At 70.3% G+C, this 19,102-nt stretch carries 19 protein-coding genes; 8 read left to right on the top strand and 11 right to left on the bottom strand.

What is annotated here, in order from left to right; all coding sequences use genetic code 11:
• Positions 1-70 precede the first annotated feature (70 nt).
• From miaB to ACQEV2_RS31540, 5 genes are all read right to left on the bottom strand, one after another.
• Positions 71-1,597 carry a tRNA (N6-isopentenyl adenosine(37)-C2)-methylthiotransferase MiaB gene (miaB, locus tag ACQEV2_RS31560; RefSeq protein WP_433048983.1) on the bottom strand — a complete coding sequence of 509 codons (1,527 nt, stop codon included), beginning with the start codon at positions 1,595-1,597 and terminating at the stop codon, positions 71-73.
• A gap of 65 nt (positions 1,598-1,662) precedes the next feature.
• On the bottom strand, positions 1,663-2,571 hold the full coding sequence (locus tag ACQEV2_RS31555; RefSeq protein ID WP_433048980.1) for an SDR family oxidoreductase: 909 nt from the start codon (positions 2,569-2,571) through the stop codon (positions 1,663-1,665).
• A 534-nt stretch (positions 2,572-3,105) separates the two neighbouring features.
• Entirely contained in the window at positions 3,106-3,585 is a 480-nt protein-coding gene (locus tag ACQEV2_RS31550; protein ID WP_433048977.1) for a MarR family winged helix-turn-helix transcriptional regulator, read from the bottom strand.
• Between the two features lie 11 nt (positions 3,586-3,596).
• Positions 3,597-4,658: an alkene reductase gene (locus tag ACQEV2_RS31545; protein WP_433048974.1), complete on the bottom strand. Its 1,062-nt coding sequence runs from the start codon at positions 4,656-4,658 to the stop codon at positions 3,597-3,599.
• Between the two features lie 79 nt (positions 4,659-4,737).
• The gene (locus ACQEV2_RS31540) at positions 4,738-5,643 is read right to left on the bottom strand and encodes an NADP-dependent oxidoreductase (protein WP_433048971.1); all 906 of its coding nucleotides are present in this window, start codon (positions 5,641-5,643) and stop codon (positions 4,738-4,740) included.
• A 732-nt stretch (positions 5,644-6,375) separates the two neighbouring features.
• Here ACQEV2_RS31540 and ACQEV2_RS31535 point away from each other — a divergent pair.
• Positions 6,376-7,410: an alpha/beta fold hydrolase gene (locus ACQEV2_RS31535; RefSeq protein WP_433048968.1), complete on the top strand. Its 1,035-nt coding sequence runs from the start codon at positions 6,376-6,378 to the stop codon at positions 7,408-7,410.
• A 226-nt stretch (positions 7,411-7,636) separates the two neighbouring features.
• On the opposite strand, the gene ACQEV2_RS31530 is transcribed toward ACQEV2_RS31535, so the two are convergent.
• Entirely contained in the window at positions 7,637-8,689 is a 1,053-nt protein-coding gene (locus ACQEV2_RS31530) for a hypothetical protein (protein WP_433048965.1), read from the bottom strand.
• A gap of 205 nt (positions 8,690-8,894) precedes the next feature.
• Positions 8,895-9,314, bottom strand: a complete 420-nt coding sequence (locus ACQEV2_RS31525) for a hypothetical protein (RefSeq protein ID WP_433048962.1) — start codon at positions 9,312-9,314, stop codon at positions 8,895-8,897.
• Positions 9,315-9,427: 113 nt separating this feature from the next.
• Between ACQEV2_RS31525 and ACQEV2_RS31520 the strand changes: the two genes are divergently transcribed.
• Complete coding sequence (locus ACQEV2_RS31520) at positions 9,428-9,568, top strand: hypothetical protein (RefSeq protein ID WP_433048959.1); 141 nt, start codon at positions 9,428-9,430, stop codon at positions 9,566-9,568.
• A 68-nt stretch (positions 9,569-9,636) separates the two neighbouring features.
• Here the strand turns inward: ACQEV2_RS31520 and ACQEV2_RS31515 are convergent, their stop codons facing one another.
• Positions 9,637-10,065 carry an Hsp20/alpha crystallin family protein gene (locus tag ACQEV2_RS31515; RefSeq protein WP_433048956.1) on the bottom strand — a complete coding sequence of 143 codons (429 nt, stop codon included), beginning with the start codon at positions 10,063-10,065 and terminating at the stop codon, positions 9,637-9,639.
• Between the two features lie 198 nt (positions 10,066-10,263).
• Here ACQEV2_RS31515 and ACQEV2_RS31510 point away from each other — a divergent pair, with 198 nt between their 5' ends.
• The 3 genes from ACQEV2_RS31510 to grpE all read left to right on the top strand — a co-directional run bounded on the left by ACQEV2_RS31510 (position 10,264) and on the right by grpE (position 13,236).
• The gene (locus ACQEV2_RS31510; protein WP_433048953.1) at positions 10,264-10,659 is read left to right on the top strand and encodes a J domain-containing protein; all 396 of its coding nucleotides are present in this window, start codon (positions 10,264-10,266) and stop codon (positions 10,657-10,659) included.
• 133 nt (positions 10,660-10,792) lie between these two features.
• Positions 10,793-12,646, top strand: coding sequence for a molecular chaperone DnaK (gene dnaK / locus ACQEV2_RS31505; RefSeq protein WP_433048950.1), 1,854 nt, complete (start codon positions 10,793-10,795; stop codon positions 12,644-12,646).
• 14 nt (positions 12,647-12,660) lie between these two features.
• Positions 12,661-13,236, top strand: a complete 576-nt coding sequence (grpE, locus tag ACQEV2_RS31500; RefSeq protein ID WP_433048947.1) for a nucleotide exchange factor GrpE — start codon at positions 12,661-12,663, stop codon at positions 13,234-13,236.
• On the opposite strand, the gene ACQEV2_RS31495 is transcribed toward grpE, so the two are convergent.
• Positions 13,160-13,564, bottom strand: a complete 405-nt coding sequence (locus tag ACQEV2_RS31495) for a MazG nucleotide pyrophosphohydrolase domain-containing protein (protein ID WP_433048944.1) — start codon at positions 13,562-13,564, stop codon at positions 13,160-13,162. The genes grpE and ACQEV2_RS31495 overlap by 77 nt on opposite strands.
• Positions 13,565-13,830: 266 nt before the next feature.
• Here ACQEV2_RS31495 and ACQEV2_RS31490 point away from each other — a divergent pair, with 266 nt between their 5' ends.
• On the top strand, positions 13,831-14,826 hold the full coding sequence (locus ACQEV2_RS31490; RefSeq protein ID WP_433048942.1) for a TAXI family TRAP transporter solute-binding subunit: 996 nt from the start codon (positions 13,831-13,833) through the stop codon (positions 14,824-14,826).
• 173 nt (positions 14,827-14,999) lie between these two features.
• Here ACQEV2_RS31490 and ACQEV2_RS31485 read toward each other — a convergent pair whose 3' ends face one another.
• Both ACQEV2_RS31485 and ACQEV2_RS31480 read right to left on the bottom strand, forming a co-directional pair.
• Complete coding sequence (locus ACQEV2_RS31485) at positions 15,000-16,391, bottom strand: ATP-binding protein (protein ID WP_433048940.1); 1,392 nt, start codon at positions 16,389-16,391, stop codon at positions 15,000-15,002.
• Positions 16,392-16,400: 9 nt separating this feature from the next.
• Complete coding sequence (locus ACQEV2_RS31480; RefSeq protein WP_433048937.1) at positions 16,401-17,087, bottom strand: response regulator transcription factor; 687 nt, start codon at positions 17,085-17,087, stop codon at positions 16,401-16,403.
• 288 nt (positions 17,088-17,375) lie between these two features.
• On the opposite strand from ACQEV2_RS31480, the gene ACQEV2_RS31475 reads away from it, so the two are divergent.
• Both ACQEV2_RS31475 and ACQEV2_RS31470 read left to right on the top strand, forming a co-directional pair.
• Positions 17,376-18,152, top strand: coding sequence for an amino acid ABC transporter ATP-binding protein (locus ACQEV2_RS31475; protein ID WP_433048934.1), 777 nt, complete (start codon positions 17,376-17,378; stop codon positions 18,150-18,152).
• 97 nt (positions 18,153-18,249) lie between these two features.
• Positions 18,250-19,095: a glutamate ABC transporter substrate-binding protein gene (locus ACQEV2_RS31470; RefSeq protein WP_433048931.1), complete on the top strand. Its 846-nt coding sequence runs from the start codon at positions 18,250-18,252 to the stop codon at positions 19,093-19,095.
• Positions 19,096-19,102: the final 7 nt, after the last annotated feature.

Here is a 19,102-nt window from a genome sequence, read left to right as displayed (position 1 = left end):
GGGATGCGTCTCCCCCGCCCGACTTCGTCCCCCGCCCGACACGGCGGCCGTCGTGGTCCGGGCGGCCCGGTCAGTCGACGGCGCAGCCGCCGGTGACCACCGGCAGCGGCTCCGGCACCCCGATCTTCGGCAGGCCCAGCATCACGCCCGCCGGCTTGGCGGCCTCGGCGGCGTTGCGCTTCTCCCAGGCGTCGCCCGCGCGCGTGGGGCGCACGTCGAGGACGGGGCCCTCGGCGAGGAGGTGGTGCGGGGCGGCGTACGTGATCTCGACGGTTACCACGTCGCCGGGGCGGACCTCCTGCTCCGGCTTGGTGAAGTGGACCAGGCGGTTGTCGGGGGCGCGGCCGGACAGGCGGTGGGTGGTGCCGTCCTTGCGGCCCTCGCCCTCGGCGACCATCAGCTCCAGCTTGCGGCCGACCTGCTTCTTGTTCTCCTCCCAGGAGATCTCCTCCTGGAGGGCGACAAGACGCTCGTAGCGCGCCTGCACGACCTGCTTGGGGATCTGGTTCTCCATGGTGGCCGCCGGGGTGCCGGGGCGCTTGGAGTACTGGAAGGTGAACGCCTGGGCGAAGCGTGCCTCGCGCACGACGTGCAGCGTCTGCTCGAAGTCCTCCTCGGTCTCGCCGGGGAAGCCCACGATGATGTCGGTGGTGATCGCGGCGTGCGGGATGGCGGCGCGGACCTTCTCGATGATCCCGAGGTAGCGCTCCTGGCGGTAGGAGCGGCGCATCGCCTTCAGGACCGTGTCCGAGCCGGACTGCAGCGGCATGTGCAGCTGCGGCATCACGTTCGGCGTCTCGGCCATGGCGGCGATGACGTCGTCGGTGAAGTCGCGCGGGTGCGGGGAGGTGAAGCGGACGCGCTCCAGGCCGTCGATCTTGCCGCAGGCCCGCAGCAGCTTGCTGAACGCCTCACGGTCGCCGATGTCGGAGCCATACGCGTTGACGTTCTGACCCAGCAGCGTGATCTCGGAGACGCCCTCGGCGACCAGGGCCTCGACCTCGGCGAGGATGTCGCCGGGGCGGCGGTCCTTCTCCTTGCCGCGCAGCGCCGGGACGATGCAGAAGGTGCAGGTGTTGTTGCAGCCGACGGAGATCGACACCCAGGCCGCGTACGCGCTCTCGCGCCGAGTCGGCAGCGTCGACGGGAACGCCTCCAGCGACTCGGCGATCTCGACCTGCGCCTCCTCCTGCACGCGCGCGCGTTCCAGCAGCACCGGGAGCTTGCCGATGTTGTGCGTACCGAAGACGACGTCCACCCAGGGGGCCCGCTTCACGATGGTGTCGCGGTCCTTCTGGGCCAGACAGCCCCCGACCGCGATCTGCATGCCGGGCCGCTTGGCCTTCATCGGGGCGAGGTGGCCGAGGTTGCCGTACAGCTTGTTGTCGGCGTTCTCACGGACCGCGCAGGTGTTGAAGACGACGACGTCCGCGTCGCCGTCCGAGCCCGCGGGCGCGCGTACGTAACCCGCCTCTTCGAGCAGCCCCGACAATCGCTCGGAATCGTGGACGTTCATCTGGCACCCGTAGGTGCGAATTTCATAGGTCTTAGATGATCGAACGTCCACTGCCGGGCTCCGGTCGCTGCTGCTGGTCATGGCTCAAGGGTAGGCGGTCACGGGAACCCCCTTTATCCGGACGGCGGGACCGGCATGCGTGCCCGTCACCGGTGCTGCGCCGTGGCCAGCTCGTCGGTGTACCGGTCGAGGGCGTCCTCGGCCGCGGGGACTGGGCCGAAGAGTTGCTCCTGGCGGCGGGGGTCGGCGACGTAGCGGCCGCTGTCGAACCAGCCGAACATCGCGGTCATGTCCTTGACCAGGGGCATGAAGCGGCCGGCGACGGTTCCTGCGGCGCGGGCGACGGCGGAAGGGACGGCCCACACCTTGATCTTCTTTCCGGCCCGGTTGCCCATCAGGTCGGCCACCTCGCGCATGCTGACCGGACGGTCCCAGCCGATGTCGATGCGCTCACCGTCGTCGGCCTCGGCGTCTACGGCGGCCGCCAGGTACGCCGCGAGGTCGGAGGTGTGGACGAAGGTCAGCGGGACGGTGGTCTTGCCGATCCACATCAGGCGGCCCTTGTCGATCGGGTTGCCCGCCGCGCTCGCGATCTGGTCGAGGAAGGCCCCCGGCCGCAGTGCGACGAACGGGACGCCGAGTTGTTCGAGCTTGTCCTCGGCGATCTTCTTGTACCAGAAGTGCGGGACATGGGGCGTCTGGTCGCTGGTGAGGATGCTGGTCAGGACGAACCTCCGGATGCCGGTGCGATGGGCGGCCTCGGCGAGGTCGGCGTTGCCGACGGTGTCGATGTCGTGCGCGTTCTTGCCGCCGCGGGTGTAACCGGCAGCGGTAGTGATGACGACATCGGCGCCGTTCATGGCGGCGAGGAGCGAGTCGAGGTCGAGCATGTCGCCGCGGGCGATCTCGACACCCCGGCTTTCGAGCCTGCTCGCGTCGGTGGTCGGCCGGACCAGGGCGCGGACGTTCTTACCGCGCTCGAGGAGTTCGTCGACGACCTTGCCGCCGAGGGAGCCGGTCGCGCCGACGACCAGGACGGGGAGGGTGGTGGTCATGGGGGTCTCACTTCCATCAGGTCAGTGGGGGGATTGGGGGGCGGGGCGGTGGTGGCCGCGGATGTGGGGGCGCCGTCGGCCCGGGTCGCTCAGGGGGCCGGACTGTGATGGGCGGATCCGCGGCGCGGGTCACCGCCGGCCTGGGGGAGCTTGCGGGGGTCGAAGGTGACCCGGACGCGGGTGGTGCGGCAGTCCTCGATGTGCGGCCGGCCACGGGGAAGGGCTCGCCGGCCCCTCGGGGGTGTTTGCCCTGCCCTCGAGTGAGTTCCGTCCTGCTTGCACCGGGACAGCTCGCGCTTGCCCCGGACGCTGGGGCCGCGCTCACCCCGTTCTCCCTGAGGTCAGGGGGGCAGCGGGCGGGTTCCGCCACATCCGTCGGCTCGGCTCACCGGGCTTCTTCCGACAGTCGGGGCGCCTGACTCCGTTCAGCACGGGCCGTCGTGCAGCTGAGTGCGCTGCGGCGCAGGCCACTTCGCAGGAACGCCGGAAACGGTTCGCACTCCAGGCCGAAGCCGGGGTGCAAGCCGAGGGAAGTTACTCGGACTCTTCCCGCGGAAGAGCGCGGCTGTTGATCGCGTCGGCGATGGCGTAGGCGGTGCGGACGAAGGACTCTGCCTGCTGCGCCGACAGGTTCCTCGCGGAGGTCTCCTCCAGGGCCCGCCACATGGCCGCCAGGGGTTCGCGCATGGCACGGCCCTTGTCGGTGAGGTGGACGACCATGACACGCCGGTCGTGTTCGGCCGGCTCGCGGATGAGCAGGCCGGCGTCCTGCATGCGGCGCAGGGACTTGGAGACGGTGGAGTGGTCCAGGCCCACGCTTTCGAGCAGCTCGGACTGGGTCTGGCCGTCCCGGTCCAGGAGTTGCATCAGCAGCAGTTCCTGTCCGGGATGCAGGTCCATCTCGCGGAGCATGGCGGCGGCGCGGGCGCGGTGGGCGCGGGCGAGCTGGAAGATCGCGTAGCTCATCGGCCCCTCGCCGGCCGTGCTGGGGATGCGGGGTGTGGGGGCGGGCATGGTTCGGTTCCTCAGACGGTGTAGGTGGGGTAGTCGGTGTAGCCGGCCACTCCGCCGCCGTAGAAGGTCGCCGGGTCGGGGGTGTTCAGCGGCGCGTCAGAGCGTAGCCGCTCGACCAGGTCCGGGTTGGCGAGCGCGAGGGCGCCGACGGAGACGAGGTCGGCCGTGCCGCGGTCGATGTCCTTGGCGCGGGTGGGCAGGTCGGTGCCGGCCCGGTTGAGGATCAGCGTGGTCGGCCACAGCGCGCGCAGGGTGCCCAGCAGCTCCTCGTCGCCCGCGTGGAGGACGTGGAGGTAGGCGAGGCCGAGCGGGCTGAGGGCGCGTATGAGCGCCGGATACAGCTCGGCGGTGTCGGACTCTGCGATGTCGTTGTAGGGGTTGCCGGGGGAGATGCGCAGGCCGGTGCGGTCGGCGCCGATCTCGTCGGCCACGGCAGCGGCGACCTCGACGGCGAAGCGGATGCGGTTGCCGAGGGAACCGCCGTAGCGGTCGGTGCGCTGGTTGGTGTTGTCGGACAAGAACTGGTGCACCAGGTAGCCGTTGGCGCCGTGGATCTCCACGCCGTCGGCGCCTGCCGCGACGGCTGCCGCTGCGGCGCGGCGGAAGTCGTCGACGGTCGCCGCGACCTCCTGCGTCGACAGAGCACGGGGTGTCGGCATCTCCTGGGGCCCGGACGCGGTGAACATCGCGCCCTGCGGCCGGATCGCCGAAGGGGCGACCGGCCGGCGCCCGTGGGGGGTGTTGTCGGGGTGGGCGATGCGTCCGGTGTGCATCAGCTGGATGACGATCCGGCCGTCGGCCGCGTGCACGGCGTCGGTGACCTTGCGCCACCCGGCGATCTGCTCGTCATTGTGGATGCCGGGGGTGAGGAGGTAGCCCTGGCCGTCGGCGGAGGGCTGGGTTCCCTCGGTGATGATGAGCGCGTGCGAGGCCCGCTGGGCGTAGTACTCGGCGTTCAGCTCGGTCGGGACGCCTTCAGGGGTGGAGCGGTCACGGGTCATGGGGGCCATGACCAGGCGGTGCGGGAGGGAGATGTCACCGACGGTGGTCGGTGTCCACAGGGAGTTCAGCATGAGTGGTCCTTCGGTGCGGTGATGAACAGGTGGTCATGGGGAAGGCGGGAGGGCGTGGCGGATGGAGTGGCGGGCGTGATCAGTCGAGGGTGAGGACGAGCTTGCCCCGGACATGCCCGGCGTCGCTGACCTGCTGGGCCGTGGCGGCCTGGGCGAGCGGGTAGGCGGTGACGGTGGTGACGATCTTGCCGTTCGCGGCGTCCTGCGCCAGGGCGGCCAAGCGGGCGGCCGAGCGTTCCTGGGGGCCGTTGGCGAAGGTGATGCCGAGCTGGTGCGCGCGGAAGTCGGCGATGGTGACGATGCGCTCGGTGCCGCCCCGCAGCGTGATGGAGTCCTCGAGGGCTCCCTTCCCGGCCAGGTCGAACACCGCGTCCACGCCGTCGGGGGCGAGCGCCCGGACCCGCTCGACCAGGCCCTCGCCGTAGAGGGTCGCGGTGGCGCCGAGCGAGGCGAGGTAGTCCTGGTTGGCGGGGCCGGCGGTGGCGATGACACGCGCTCCGCGGGCCGTGGCGAGCTGGACCGCCAGGGTTCCGACCGCTCCTGCCGCGCCGTGCATCAGCACGGTCTCCCCGGCGGCGACGCCGAGAAGGTTCAGGACCCGCTCGGACGTCTCCCCCGCCACCGGCAGCGCGGCCGCGTACTGCCAGTCGAGGCCGGCGGGCTTGGGGGCCACGACGGTGGCCAGCGCGAACTCGGCGTACGAGCCGGTGTCCGACCAGCCCAGGACCTCGTCGCCCACCTGCACGTCCCGCACGCCCTCACCGAGGTCGTCCACCACGCCGGCGAGCTCGCCACCGGGGACGGAGGGGAACGGCGTGGGGAACAGCGCCTCCAGTGCCCCGGAGCGGATCTTGCCGTCCAGCGCGTTCAGCCCCGCCGCCTTGACGCGGACGCGGACCTGCCCGGGACCGGGCTGCGGGACCTCGATGTCCGCCTCGCGCAGCACTTCCGTGCCTCCGAAACGGTCGAACAGGATGGCTTTCATGACGACTCCTCTCGCGCCACCACCCATTTAGGTGGCTGGCCACATAATCACCGTAACAGCAAACGTGTGGCTAGCCAAGTAATTACTGCCGCTGGGCTTGCGCAAGATCGGTCGCGGCCGGGTCGGGGTGTCTCGGGACGGCGGTCGAGGCGGGAGGCGCCCGCCGTAGCGCGCCTTGCGCGGCCGAGTGCTACCGCGACTGGAAGCCGGGCGACCCAGGTGGCCAGGCCTTGGCGGTGCACGGCTCCCTTCTGGTTCAGGGCCGGTGCACGGCTCCCTTCTGATCCACGGCCCGGGTCAGCTCGCGGTTGGCCGCCCGGGCAGCCTCAAGCTCCGCGTCCCTCTCCTCCAGCCGCGCCGGCCTCAACACCGGCCTCCCAGGCCTGGTCCATTGCGCGGCTCCAACCAGATCACCCTCCGGCTGTACGTGTTCGCTGCCGCTGCGAGCCGGGCCCCGACGTTGGGTGGCGCTGCCTCGCCTCGCCCACCCTGGGGCGGTTCACCTGCGCGGCCCCGAACGCATCGCAGCTGGTCAGCTGTCCACAGGCCGAGTGTCGCCCCGTGGCATCCACCAAGGCCTCAACCTACGAGCGGGGCGGACGAGGGGGCGGACGAGGGTTTCTCCGATCGTCCGTCAGGAATGTGAAGGATCAGCGCTTTGTTCCCGTGATGAGAGTTACTTGAGCTTCGTCCTGTGACGGAGTGAGTCACGGGCGTGTGAGGTGGTCAGCGATGGCCTGGATGTCGGCGCTCGTTTCAGCGGCCGGCCGCGGCGGTGGTCGCGTCGGCCGGGTCGCAGCAGGTCTGTGGGGCCTCCTGCCCGGCGGACCGCCGCTGTTGCGGCCGTCGGCGGCGGGAGCCGACGGTGCGTGCGGACACGTGGTCGTCGGGCCGCGGGCGGCTTGGTTCGTGCAGGGGCAGGCCGCGGACCTGGGGCCCGTCACGGTGGCGTACGAGCGGCAGGGGGCCGGCGAACCCGTGGTCCTGCTGCACGGGCTCGGCTCTCACCGGCTGGTCTGGGATCCGGTCCTGCCGCTGCTGACCGAGGAGCGGGAGATCATCGCGATGGACCTGCCGGGGTTCGGCCAGTCTCCGGACCTGGATCCCGGTGTCCCACGCGACCTGGACACGGCCGTGCTGTGGCTGGGTTCGGTGTTCGCGGAGCTCGGCGTTCAGCGGCCGCATGTGGTGGGCCACTCGCTGGGCGGGCTGATCGCGCTGCGCCTGGGGCAGGCCGGGCTGGCGCGCAGCGTGACCGCGCTGGCTCCGGCCGGTTTCTGGACCGGCATGGAGCGGCGCTACACCTTCGCCATGGTGAGCGCGGCCCGGCAGGGGGTACGGCTGCTGCCGTACTCGGCGCTGGAGGCGCTCGTGCGCACCGCGCCCGCCCGCGCCGTTCTGACCGGCACCCTGTACGGCCGACCGGAGCTGTGCCCGCCGGCGGCCGTGGCTGCGGCGCTGCGGACGCTACGGGACTCGGCGGCGTTCGAGGCCACCCTGGAAGCCGGGCGCGCACCAGGTCTGTTCACCGGCGACATCCCCGACGTGCCGGTGACGATCGCCTGGGGTACCCGCGACCGGCTTCTGCCGCCTCGCCAGGCGGACCGGGCCCTGGCAGCGATCCCTAACGCCCGCCTGGTGCCGCTGCCCTACTGCGGCCACATTCCGATGCTGGACGCACCCGAGCTGGTCGCTCGCACGATCCTGCACGCCACCGGCTCCGAGAAGGAGCCACAGGAGGGGCTCGGACGCGCCGACGGGCGATGAGGACCGGACAGAGGCGCCCAGGCGATGTCAGGGGTGCGTCCGCCGTCGGGACCGCGCTCTGCTGCCCGGCGAGATCAACGCCGAAGGCGTCGACGCGACGCCGAGCGACGGGCTGCTGACCGTCAAGGTCCAGCGAGGCCGAGGCCAAGGTCCAGCGAGGCCATGCGGAGGCCAAGGTCCAGCACGGCCGAGGCCGCCCGGCCACGCCACATCCGGATGCGGTCGTTCAGGCGTGTGCCTCGGCGGTGGTCATGACCTCCTGGCGTTGCCGGTGGCGTCGTTCGTACTCCAGCACCTGGCGGGCCACGTCGGAGGGTGCGTCCTGCAGGCTTGCGGAGATCTCGTCCGTGGCCATGGCGTCGTAGCCGGTCCACGGCTCGGCCGCGCGCAACTGCTCGATGGCGTCCAGGACCCTCTTCCGGCGGTCGTGTGCGCGCTCATAGCCCTCGACCACCGTCAGATCCAGCTGGGACAGGGTGCGCAGCCGCCTCTCGATCTGATGCGCGCTGAGCAGGCTGTAGTCGGGAATCGGCAGATCCTCCTCCCTTCTGACCGCTCCCAGGATCTCCTCGGCCATGGGGCCGGGCTCGGGCATCTCCCACGGCCCGCCCCCGACCACACCCCGGGCCTTCCGGACGCCACGCTGGGCGACGTCGCGTGCGCGGTCGATGGCGGTCCACATCGCCTGGGCCGCGGTGTCGGCCAGACCGGGGTTCGCGCCTTCACGCGGGCTCTGGCCGTTGCCGGCCGTCGCCACGGCGCGGGCGTGTTCGGCGAGGCTGTACTCCAGTTCCTGCAGCAGTTCCTCGTCCTGGCGGCGCAGCGAGCCGAGCAGGTCGGCGGTGGACTGGTCGTCCACCTGCTCGGCGAGGACCTCCCCGGCCCGGCACGCCGCCAGCGCCCGCGCGGCCGCCGCGTACTCGTCCTCCGCGTTCCTCATCAGCTGTCGTGGATCGGCCGGGCCCGAGCCGGGCAGCATGCCCTTGACGGCCCGCGATCCGATCGTGAGCGGCAGCATCACCGTGCGCACCGCGCCCCACGAAACGGAACGCGTCACACCGACCGCGGTTCCCAGCACGCCACGGGGGCGCAGGGCCCGCTTCTGGCGCTGGATGCGCTGGAGGCCGATTTCGACCTCCGCGGCCTGGCGTTCGAGAAACTGCCGGTGCGGGCCGGGTGGCGTGACCGTCGCATCCGTGCGGAGCCGGTCGAGGACCGCGGTATGAGCCTGCTGGGCGTCCTCCAACGCCGGTACGAGTTCCTCCGTCATCACTGCCATGAGGGGCTCCTGGGTGAGGAAGGGGGCGGCGGTCCACCGCGCACAAGGCGGCAGCAGTCAGCCGCACACGGGAACGGCTGCCCTCGAGCGGCCCCCTGACCGGGCAACCGCCACCATCCTGGGGGACCCACGCGAAGATCGCCCGTCGAAGCGGAACGGGGAGTGTCCGAGCGGGGCGTAGCCGGTGCTGTCCCACGGGGGCTCTTCACGAGGCCTGCGCCTCCTCGGCGACAGGGAGGGGCTGCCGGAAAGGGGTGGAGGTGTCGAGGTGCGGTGCGATACGCCGCAGCCGTTCCGCCGTGGCCTCCGCGTCGTGCCGCACCGAGACGGCCAGGAGCCTGAAGGGAGCCGGGGGCCGCAGCTCGACGCAGACTACGGGACTGCCGGGCCGCACGGCCACGAAGTCCTGTCCGCCGGGGTGGCCCCGCGTGCCGAGGCACAGCACGCCGGGAACCCAGACACCGTGCAGGGCCACTCCCCGCAGAGCACGCCACCAGTCGGGTTCCACGGTCACCCGACGCACGGCCGCCAGCGGCACACGCACACTTCCGCGGCGTACGGCCGCATTCTCGCGCCACGAAAGGACCAGCACCAGGTCGTCGTCCTGCACGAGGATCCGCGCCATGTCACCCCGTCCGTCTCACTATGCGATCACCCTTTTGCCCCTATTCGGCCACCCCCGTTGAATGGGGGCTTTCCACTGAATGAGGCCTTCCACCGGTCGCAGGGAGATGAGTGATGGGCGAGCACGTTCACGTGCGCATCGGGGACGGTGTCCGGGTGAGCGACGACGGGGAACTGGTCGAGTTCTCCCGCTGCCGCTGCGGCGCCACCTGGACCAAGACCTATCGGGTGGCCGACGGCGCCCCCGAGGAGTGAGTACCGCCGCGTACGGTGGCGGCCGCGGCGCACCCCGATGATCGCGGTACGCCGCGGCCCCCGCTCGCTCAGGTCGTGATCTGCTTCGACCCGCTCTCCCCGCTGCTGATCTCGATACGACGCGGCTTGGCCTCCGCGGCCACCGGGATGCGCAGCGTCAGCACGCCGACGTCGTAGTCGGCGCTGATCTTCTCCAGGTCGAGCGACTCACCCAGGAAGAGCTGACGGCTGAAGACGCCGTGCGGCCGTTCGGCGACGAGGACGTCGTCGGCCTTGACGTGCGGGCCGGTGCGTTCGGCGCGCACGGTGAGGACATTGCGCTCCACGCTGAGATCCACACCGTCCGGGTCGACGCCGGGCAGGTCGAAGTGGACGACGAACTCGTCCCCGCTCTGATACGCGTCGAGCGGCATGGCGGACGGCCGGGCGAGGGTGCCGAACGCCTGCTCGGCGAGCCGGTCGAGTTCCCTGAAGGGGTCCGTACGGATGAGGACCATCGTTCAACTCCTTTCGCCTGGTGGGAGCCGCCTGGCGGCATCCGCGTCTCCGGGCTCCGGGAGTCCGGAGTTCCTTCGCACCATTTCGTATACCTCGCCACTCTCGGGCTTGACAATAGGGCACTCAAGTTTTATTCAGATCAGTAGGCAGGTTGGCACAAACCCGCAGCCCGGAGGGGGTGCGAGGAGGTGTGGACGATGCAGGCTCGGGCCGCCACCGGCTCCGCGCCGGACCTGTACGCCGTACTGCGGGCGGAGCCGTCGGCATCGGCTGCGGGGATCACCGCGGCCTTCCGCCGCCGGGTCCGTGAGCTGCGTCCCGACATCCGGGTGGACGCCGGGACGGCGCGGCGCTTCGCCGAGGTGATGGCCGCCTACGAGGTGCTCCGCGATCCCGTCGCGCGTGCGGCCTACGACCACCGGCGCACCCCCGCCGTCCCGGCGCCGGCCCCCGTCCTGGCCCCCGTCCCGGTTCCCGTCCGTCCCCGCCGCGTCACAGGGGTCACGGCCGCCGTGGTGCTGCGCATCGGCGGACCGGGGCGGCGTACCGCTGCGCTGCGGGTGGGGCCGGTCCGCTGGGAGCGGACCCGCTGACCCGCGAGAGCCCGCCCGGAACGGGCCGCACTCGGTGAGGAGCGGTGCTCCCGGCGACGGGATGCGGTGACGTCCTCGGGCCTGGATGCGGTGACGTCCTCGGGTCTGGATGCGATGAGGAGGGAGAACGCAGATGGCGCGCCCGGTCGGAATCGACCTCGGTACGACGAACTCGGTGGTCTCGGTCCTCGAAGGCGGCGAGCCCACCGTCATCACCAACACGGAAGGTGCCCGGACCACACCGTCGGTCGTGGCCTTCGCCAAGAACGGCGAAGTGCTGGTCGGCGAGGTCGCCAAGCGGCAGGCCGTGACGAACATCGAGCGCACCGCGCGCTCGGTCAAGCGGCACATGGGCGACCACGCCTGGCGCTTCCCGGCGACGGGCGACATCGACGGCAAGCGGTACACGGCGCAGGAGATCTCCGCGCGCGTGCTGCAGAAGCTGAAGCGGGACGCGGAGGCGTACCTCGGCGAGGACGTCACCGACGCCGTGATCACCGTGCCCGCCTACTTCGACGACAGCCAGCGGCAGGCCACCAAGGAGGCCGGTGAGATCGCGGGGCTGAACGTCCTGCGGATCATCAACGAGCCGACCGCCGCGGCGCTGGCGTACGGGCTGGACAAGGAGAACGACCAGACCGTCCTCGTCTTCGACCTCGGCGGCGGCACCTTCGACGTCTCGCTCCTGGAGATGGGCGAGGGCGTCATCGAGGTGAAGGCCACCAACGGCGACACGCATCTCGGCGGTGACGACTGGGACCAGCGGGTCGTGGACCACCTGGTCAAGCAGTTCAAGAACGGCTACGGCGTCGACCTGAGCAAGGACAAGATGGCCGTGCAGCGGCTGCGCGAGGCCGCCGAGAAGGCCAAGATCGAGCTGTCGTCCTCGACGGAGACGACGATCAACCTGCCGTACATCACCGCCTCGGCCGAAGGCGCGCTGCACCTCGACGAGAAGCTGACCCGCGCCCAGTTCCAGCAGCTGACCGCCGATCTGCTGGAGCGCTGCAAGGGGCCCTTCCACAACGCGATCAAGGACGCCGGAATCAAGGTGTCGGACATCGACCATGTGATCCTGGTGGGCGGTTCGACCCGGATGCCCGCGGTGACCGAGCTGGTGCGCGAGCTCACGGGCAAGGACCCGCACAAGGGCGTCAACCCCGACGAGGTCGTCGCCGTCGGCGCCTCGCTGCAGGCCGGTGTCCTCAAGGGCGAGGTCAAGGACGTCCTGCTGCTGGACGTCACCCCGCTGTCCCTCGGCATCGAGACCAAGGGCGGCATCATGACCAAGCTCATCGAGCGCAACACGACGATCCCGACCCGGCGTTCGGAGATCTTCACCACCGCCGAGGACAACCAGCCGTCGGTGACCGTGCAGGTCTACCAGGGCGAGCGCGAGATCGCCGCGTACAACAAGAAGCTCGGCATGTTCGAGCTGTCCGGCATCGCGCCCGCCCCGCGTGGCGTGCCGCAGATCGAGGTCGCCTTCGACATCGACGCCAACGGAATCATGCACGTCTCGGCGAAGGACCTCGGCACCGGCAAGGAACAGAAGATGACCGTGACCGGTGGCTCGGCGCTTCCCAAGGACGACATCGACCGCATGGTCCGCGAGGCCGAGCAGCACGCCGAGGAGGACCGCAGGCGCCGGGAGACGGCCGAGGCCCGTAACCAGGCCGAGCAACTCGTGTACCAGACCGAGAAGTTCCTCAAGGACAACGAGGACAAGGTGCCCGCGGACACCAGGTCCGAGGTCGAGTCGGCCGTCGCCGAGCTCAAGGACAAGCTCAAGGAGCAGGCCGACGCCGCGGCCCTGCGCACCGGTATCGACAAGCTCGCCTCGGTCAGCCAGAAGCTGGGCCAGGCCATGTACGCACAGGCCCAGCCCTCCGCCCCCGGCGGTGCGGCCGGCCAGGAGAGCACCTCCACCGATGAGGACGTGGTGGACGCCGAGATCGTGGACGACGACAAGCCGCGGACGGGCTGACCACGGAGGTGACGATGGGGAAGGGACGGCTGCAGGACACGGACGCCACCGAGCTACGGCGTCTGTTGGAGGAGCGCACGGGCGACCTGCAGCGGGTGAAGGCCGAGTACGACAACTACCGCAAGCGGGTGCGGCGGGACCGCATGGCCGTACGGGAGATCGCGGTGGCCAACGTCGTCCGCGCCCTCCTGCCCGTGCTGGACGCGGTCGACCGCGCCTGCGCGCACGAGCCGATGACACCGGGCCTGAAGGACATCACCGACACCCTGCGGGCCCAGCTCGGCTCGCTGGGGGTCACGTCGTTCGGCGAGGAGGGCGACCCGTTCGACCCCACGTGCCACGAGGCCTTGACGCATCACACCTCCCCCGACGCCGACCGCCTGACCTGCACGGAGATCCTGCGCCCCGGCTACCGGCTCGGCGACCTGCTGCTGCGCCCGGCCCAGGTCGAGGCCACCGGTCCGCCTCCACCCGCGCAGGGCCCGGGGACGGGCCGGCCTACCGGCAAGAGTCCTACGCCCCGCCGGTCACCCACCCCTGACGGCGCAGCACTGCCGACACGTCCGGTGCCCGGTAGTGCTCCCCCTTGAGCACCTTGCCGTCGGCTCGGCGGGCGACCTGGCCGTCGGGGCCCAGCTTGCTCATGTTGGAGCGGTGGATCTCGGCCAGTACGGCGTCGAGGTCGATCCCGTGGACCAGGGCCGTGCCGTACGCGACGTAGACGAGGTCCGCCAGCTCGTGCGCGAGCCGGTCGAGCGGGCCGTTGACGCAGACCTCGGCGACCTCCGCGGCCTCCTCGGCGAGCAGTTCCCCACGGTGCGCGGCCAGTTCGGGGGACACCTCGGTCGGTGTACTGCGGGCGTCGAGCCCGAAGGCGAGGTGGAATTCACGGACCAGGTCGGCGGGCGAGGAACTCATGCGCCGACTTTAGCGGCCGGGTACGACAGTCCTTGGGGCCGAGGTGTCCAGGGCCGGATCGTGGAGCCGTCCAGGCCCGGCTTGCTGGGGCGTTCAGGCCCGGATTGCCGGAACCCGCTCCAGGCCCGGATTGCCGGGGTGTCCAGGGCTGGACCGCGGAGCCGCTCCAGGGCTGGGCCGCGGGCGCGTCCAGCTCAGGCGGCCGCCCTCTCCTCTGTGACCCCTACCCTGGTCAGCACCGCGTACCGGCTGGCAGGATCTCGGCCATGTCCAAGGCACTCACCCGCATCAGCAGGCGCCGGGCCCTGCAGGGCGCGGCCGCCGGGCTCGTCGCCCTGGGGCTGCTGCTGTGGTGGCTGCTGCCCCTGGGTGAGGAGCCGCCGAGCGGGACGATCACCTTCAGTACGGGCACGCGCGCGGGCGTCTATCAGGAGTACGGTGCACTGCTGCGCAAGGAGCTCGCCAAGGACATGCCGCAGCTGAAGGTGCGGCTGCTGACGAGTGACGGCTCGCAGGAGAACGTCGAGCGCGTGGCGACCGGGCAGGCCGACTTCACCATCGCCGCCGCCGACGCGGTGGACACGTTCAAGATCGGCGGCAAGCCTGTCACCGACCGGCTGCGCGGCGTCGCCCGCCTGTACGACGACTACGTCCAGCTCGTCGTCCCGCCGGACTCCGACATTCGCTCCGTCGCGGACCTGAAGGGCAAGCGGGTGGCCATAGGGCTGCCGAACTCCGGTGTCCGGCTGATCGCCACCCGCGTGCTGGAAGCCGCCGGCATCGACCCGGAGAAGGACATCACGCCCCGGTCGGACGGCATCGACACCGGGCCCGCGCGACTGGGACACGAGCTCGACGCGTTCTTCTGGTCGAGCGGGGTGCCGACGGACGGGCTGGAGAAGATCGCCGAGACGTCCTCGTTCCGATTCGTTCCCATCAAAGCCGACCTCGTCGCCAAGGTGCACGCCCAGGGCGACGTGGCCCACTTCTACCGTGCGACCAACATGCCGGAGTCGGCCTACCCGACCATCCAGAACGGCGACACGGTGCCGACGATCGCCGTCTCCAACCTGCTGATCACCCGCAAGGACATGGACCCCCGGCTCACCGAATGGCTGACCCGCACGGTGATCAAGAGCCGCGACGGCATCGGCGCCCACGTCCACTCCGCGCAGCTGGTCGACGTGCGCACGGCGATCTACACCGACCCTCTGACCCTGCACGAAGGCGCCCGGCGCTACTACCGCTCGGTCAAACCGTAGAAGCCTGCCGACGTCGGCCCCGCTACCGCATCGGCCCCGCAACTGCGCCTGAGCCGGCCCGGCTGCCGCACCTGCCCCACCACCGCGCCTGAACCGGCCCAGCGCTGGCGCGTCTGCCCAGCCACCGCGCCTGAACCGCCCCCGCCACTGCGCCTGCGCCCGCGCCGACCCCGCTACTGCGTCGGCGCCGTCCTGGGCACCGTCACCGTCACCCGCAACCCGTGCGGTTCATTGCGGCCGTACGAGATCGAGCCCCCGCCCGGCGCGAGCAGCGCCCGCGAGATCGACAGGCCCAGGCCCGAGCCCTTGACGTTCTGGTGCCGACCGCTGCGCCAGAAGCGGTCGCCGATGCGGGCGAGTTCCTCGTCGGTGAGGCCGGGGCCGTGGTCGGCCACCACGATCGTCGACGTACCGCCGTTGGAGGTGACGGTCACCTCGACGCGCTCGTCCTTCGGAGTGAACTTGACCGCGTTGTCGATCACCGCGTCCAGGGCGCTGGACAACGCCACCGGGTCGGCCCAGGCCGTGGTGGCCGGGCAGTCCCCCACCAGCCGTACCCCCTTGGCCTCGGCGGTCGGCGCCCACGCCGCGACGCGCTCGGCGGTCAGCGCACCGACGTCGGTGAGCCGCAGCTCGGCTTCGGTGTGCTCGGCGAGGGCAAGATCGAGCAGGTCGTCCAGGACCTGCGCCAGGCGCTTGCCCTCGGCCTGAACCGAGGCGATCTCCTCATTGCCCTCCGGAAGTTCGAAAGCGAGCAGTTCGATGCGCAGCAGCAGCGCCGCGAGCGGGTTGCGCAGCTGGTGCGAGGCGTCGGCGACGAAGGCGCGCTGCTGCTCCAGCACGTCCTCGACGTTGTCCGCCATCTCGTTGAACGACCGGGCCAGCCGCCGGAGTTCCGGCGGACCGCTGGCCACCGCGACCCGTGTCTTCAGGCGCCCGCTCGCGATCGCGTGCGTGGTGCTGTCCAGCACCCGAACCGGCCTGAGTACCCACCCGGTCAGCCTGAGCGCGGCCCCGACGGCCACCAGCATCGCGGCGGTCAGACCCGCGCCGATGATCAGCCAGCCCTCCAGGATGCGCGAACGCATCTGCCCGGTGGGCGAGTCGGTGACGACGACCGCGACGACGTCACCGTCCCGGATGACCGGCGAAGCGATGACGAGGCGGTTGCGCTGCCAGGGCCACACCTGCTTCGGGTCGTGGCTGCGCCGGCTGAGCAGCGACTCCTCGAAGGCGTCGCGCACCTCGCCCGTCTCGGGCAGGAACCAGGTCGTCGGCCCGTTGGCCAGCGGCGTGTCATTCGGCAGGAAGACACCGGCCCGGATGCCGTAGACCTCGTAGTAGCTCTCGAGTTCCCGGCTGAGGATGCGCAGCTCGTCGCGGGATCCGGAGGTCGTGTCGGCGGCGGGCCGTGCGATGGCCGCGAAGTACGCCGTGTCGTCGATCCGGTCGACGACCACCTTCTGCTGCTGGGCCGAGGCCAGGCTGACGGCGAGCGGTACGCCGAGTGCGAGCAGGACGGCCGCCATCAGGACGATGAGCAGCGGGAGGAGACGAGTGCGCACCCTTACCCGCTACGCGGCCGGGGCGACGAGTCGGTAGCCGACGCCGCGTACGGTCTCGATCAGCGTCGGCATGCGCAGCTTGGCACGCAGGGACGCCACATGCACCTCAAGGGTGCGCCCCGTCCCCTCCCAACTCGTGCGCCACACCTCGCTGATGATCTGCTCCCGCCGGAAGACCACGCCGGGGCGCTGGGCGAGCAGGGCGAGCAGATCAAACTCCTTGCGGGTCAGCTGGACGACCGAACCGTCCACGCTGACCTGACGGGTGGGCAGTTCGATATGCACCGCGCCCAGGCGCAGCACACCGTCGCCGCCCGTCCCGGTGTCCTCCTGCACGGTGCGCCGGCTGACCGCGTGGATACGGGCGAGCAGCTCTCCGGTGTCGTACGGCTTCACGACGTAGTCGTCGGCCCCGAGGTTGAGGCCGTGGATGCGGGAGCGGACGTCGGAGCGCGCGGTGACCATGATCACCGGAGTGCTGGTGCGCTTGCGGATCTTGCCGCAGACCTCGTATCCGTCCTGGTCGGGCAGGCCGAGGTCGAGGAGGACGACGCCGAAGCCGTTGCCCTCGGGGACGAGCGCCTGAAGGGCCTCCTCGCCGCTGCGCGCGTGCGTGACGTCGAAACCGTGCCGCGCCAGGACCGCGGACAGCGCGGCTGCGACATGGTTGTCGTCCTCGACGAGGAGGAGTCTCATCCCGGCCCCCTTCGGTTCATCGGCCGTACGATTCAGGTGGGTACACAGTGCAGGCACGCGCGCGCGTGCACCATGGCAGTCACGCTGATGGACGACGACCACGTCAAGAGGGTTCCGGTTACGGCCGTGTTCCGATATCCGGCCGGCACGGCCGCAGGTCACAAGTGCTACGACGTGTGTCCGATTGCTATCGGATCGTGATGCTCAGATTCCCCTCAGAACTAATGACGCAGGTCGGATACGGTTACTACTGTCCTCCGAAACCGAGGAGGACGGAGCCTGAGAGCGATGACCGAAGTATCGGTGGCCAAGGAAGATGTGGCCGCGACCGGCGAGCTGGTCGTCCTGAAAGACGTGAACAAGCACTTCGGCGCGTTGCACGTACTCCAGGACATCGATCTCACGATCGCCCGCGGCGAGGTCGTCGTGGTCATCGGACCCTCCGGGTCCGGGAAGTCCACCCTGTGCCGCACCATCAACCGCCTCGAGACGATCGACTCCGGCACGATCGCCATCGACGGCAAGCCGCTGCCCCAGGAAGGCAAGGAGCTGGCCCGGCTGCGCGCAGACGTCGGGATGGTCTTCCAGTCCTTCAACCTTTTCGCGCACAAGACGGTGCTCGAGAACGTGATGCTGGGCCAGATCAAGGTCCGTAAGGCGGACAAGAAGAAGGCCGAGGAGAAGGCCCGCGCCCTGCTCGACCGGGTGGGTGTGGCCAGCCAGGCGGACAAGTACCCCGCCCAGCTCTCCGGCGGCCAGCAGCAGCGTGTGGCCATCGCCCGGGCGCTGGCCATGGACCCCAAGGTCATGCTCTTCGACGAGCCGACGTCGGCCCTCGACCCGGAGATGATCAACGAGGTCCTGGAGGTCATGCAGCAGCTCGCCCGCGACGGCATGACCATGATCGTCGTCACCCATGAGATGGGCTTCGCCCGTTCGGCCGCCAACCGGGTGGTGTTCATGGCGGACGGCAAGATCGTCGAAGAAGCTGTGCCGGACCAGTTCTTCAGCAACCCGCGCAGCGACCGCGCCAAGGACTTCCTGTCCAAGATCCTGCACCACTGACGGACTGCTTCACGCACCCGACGACCTGCGTCATCCAACCCCCTGAGGGACACCCTCAGACGGGACGCATCTCTTCATCACGCAAAGGATGTTCACCATGAAGCTCCGCAAGGTCTCCGCCGCGGCGGCCGCTGCGCTTGTCCTCTCGATCACTGCTACCGCGTGTGGCGGTGACAACGGCAACGACGAGGGTGGCTCGGGTTCCGGTGGCGGCGACAAGATCAAGATCGGTATCAAGTACGACCAGCCCGGTCTGGGCCTGAAGGAGCCGGGCGGCGACTTCTCCGGCTTCGACGTGGACGTGGCGACGTACGTCGCCAAGGAACTCGGTTACGACGCCGACCAGATCGAGTTCGTCGAGACCAAGAGCGCCGACCGCGAGAACGCGCTGTCCCGCGGCGACGTCAAGCTCATCGCGGCAACCTACTCGATCACCGACGAACGCAAGCAGAAGGTCGACTTCGCCGGCCCGTACCTGCTGGCCCACCAGGACCTGCTGGTCAAGACCGACTCGGACATCACCGAGGCCACCGACCTCAACGGCAAGAACCTGTGCTCGGTGGTCGGCTCCACCTCGGCGCAGAACGTCAAGAACGACTTCGCCCCGAAGGCCAACCTGAAGCAGGTCAGCGGCTACTCGGAGTGCCTCGCCGCTCTGCAGAACGGCACCGTGGACGCCCTGACCACGGATGACTCGATCCTCGCCGGCTACGCCGCGCAGGAGCAGTACAAGGGCAAGTTCAAGCTGGCCGGCCTCAAGCTGAGCAACGAGAACTACGGCATCGGTGTGAAGAAGGGTGACACCGAGACCCTGAACAAGGTCAACGCCGCACTGGAGAAGATGGTCAAGGACGGCGCCTGGGACAAGGCGGTCAAGGACAACTTCGGTCCGGCCAACTACAAGAACGAGCCCGCGCCGAAGATCGGCGTCATCGTCAAGTAGCGCCAGG

The sequence above is a fragment of the Streptomyces sp. CA-251387 genome, assembly GCF_050936625.1.
GTDB lineage: Bacteria > Actinomycetota > Actinomycetes > Streptomycetales > Streptomycetaceae > Streptomyces.
Note: the sequence above shows the minus strand (reverse complement) of the source record. Positions and strands in the feature narration are given on the sequence as shown.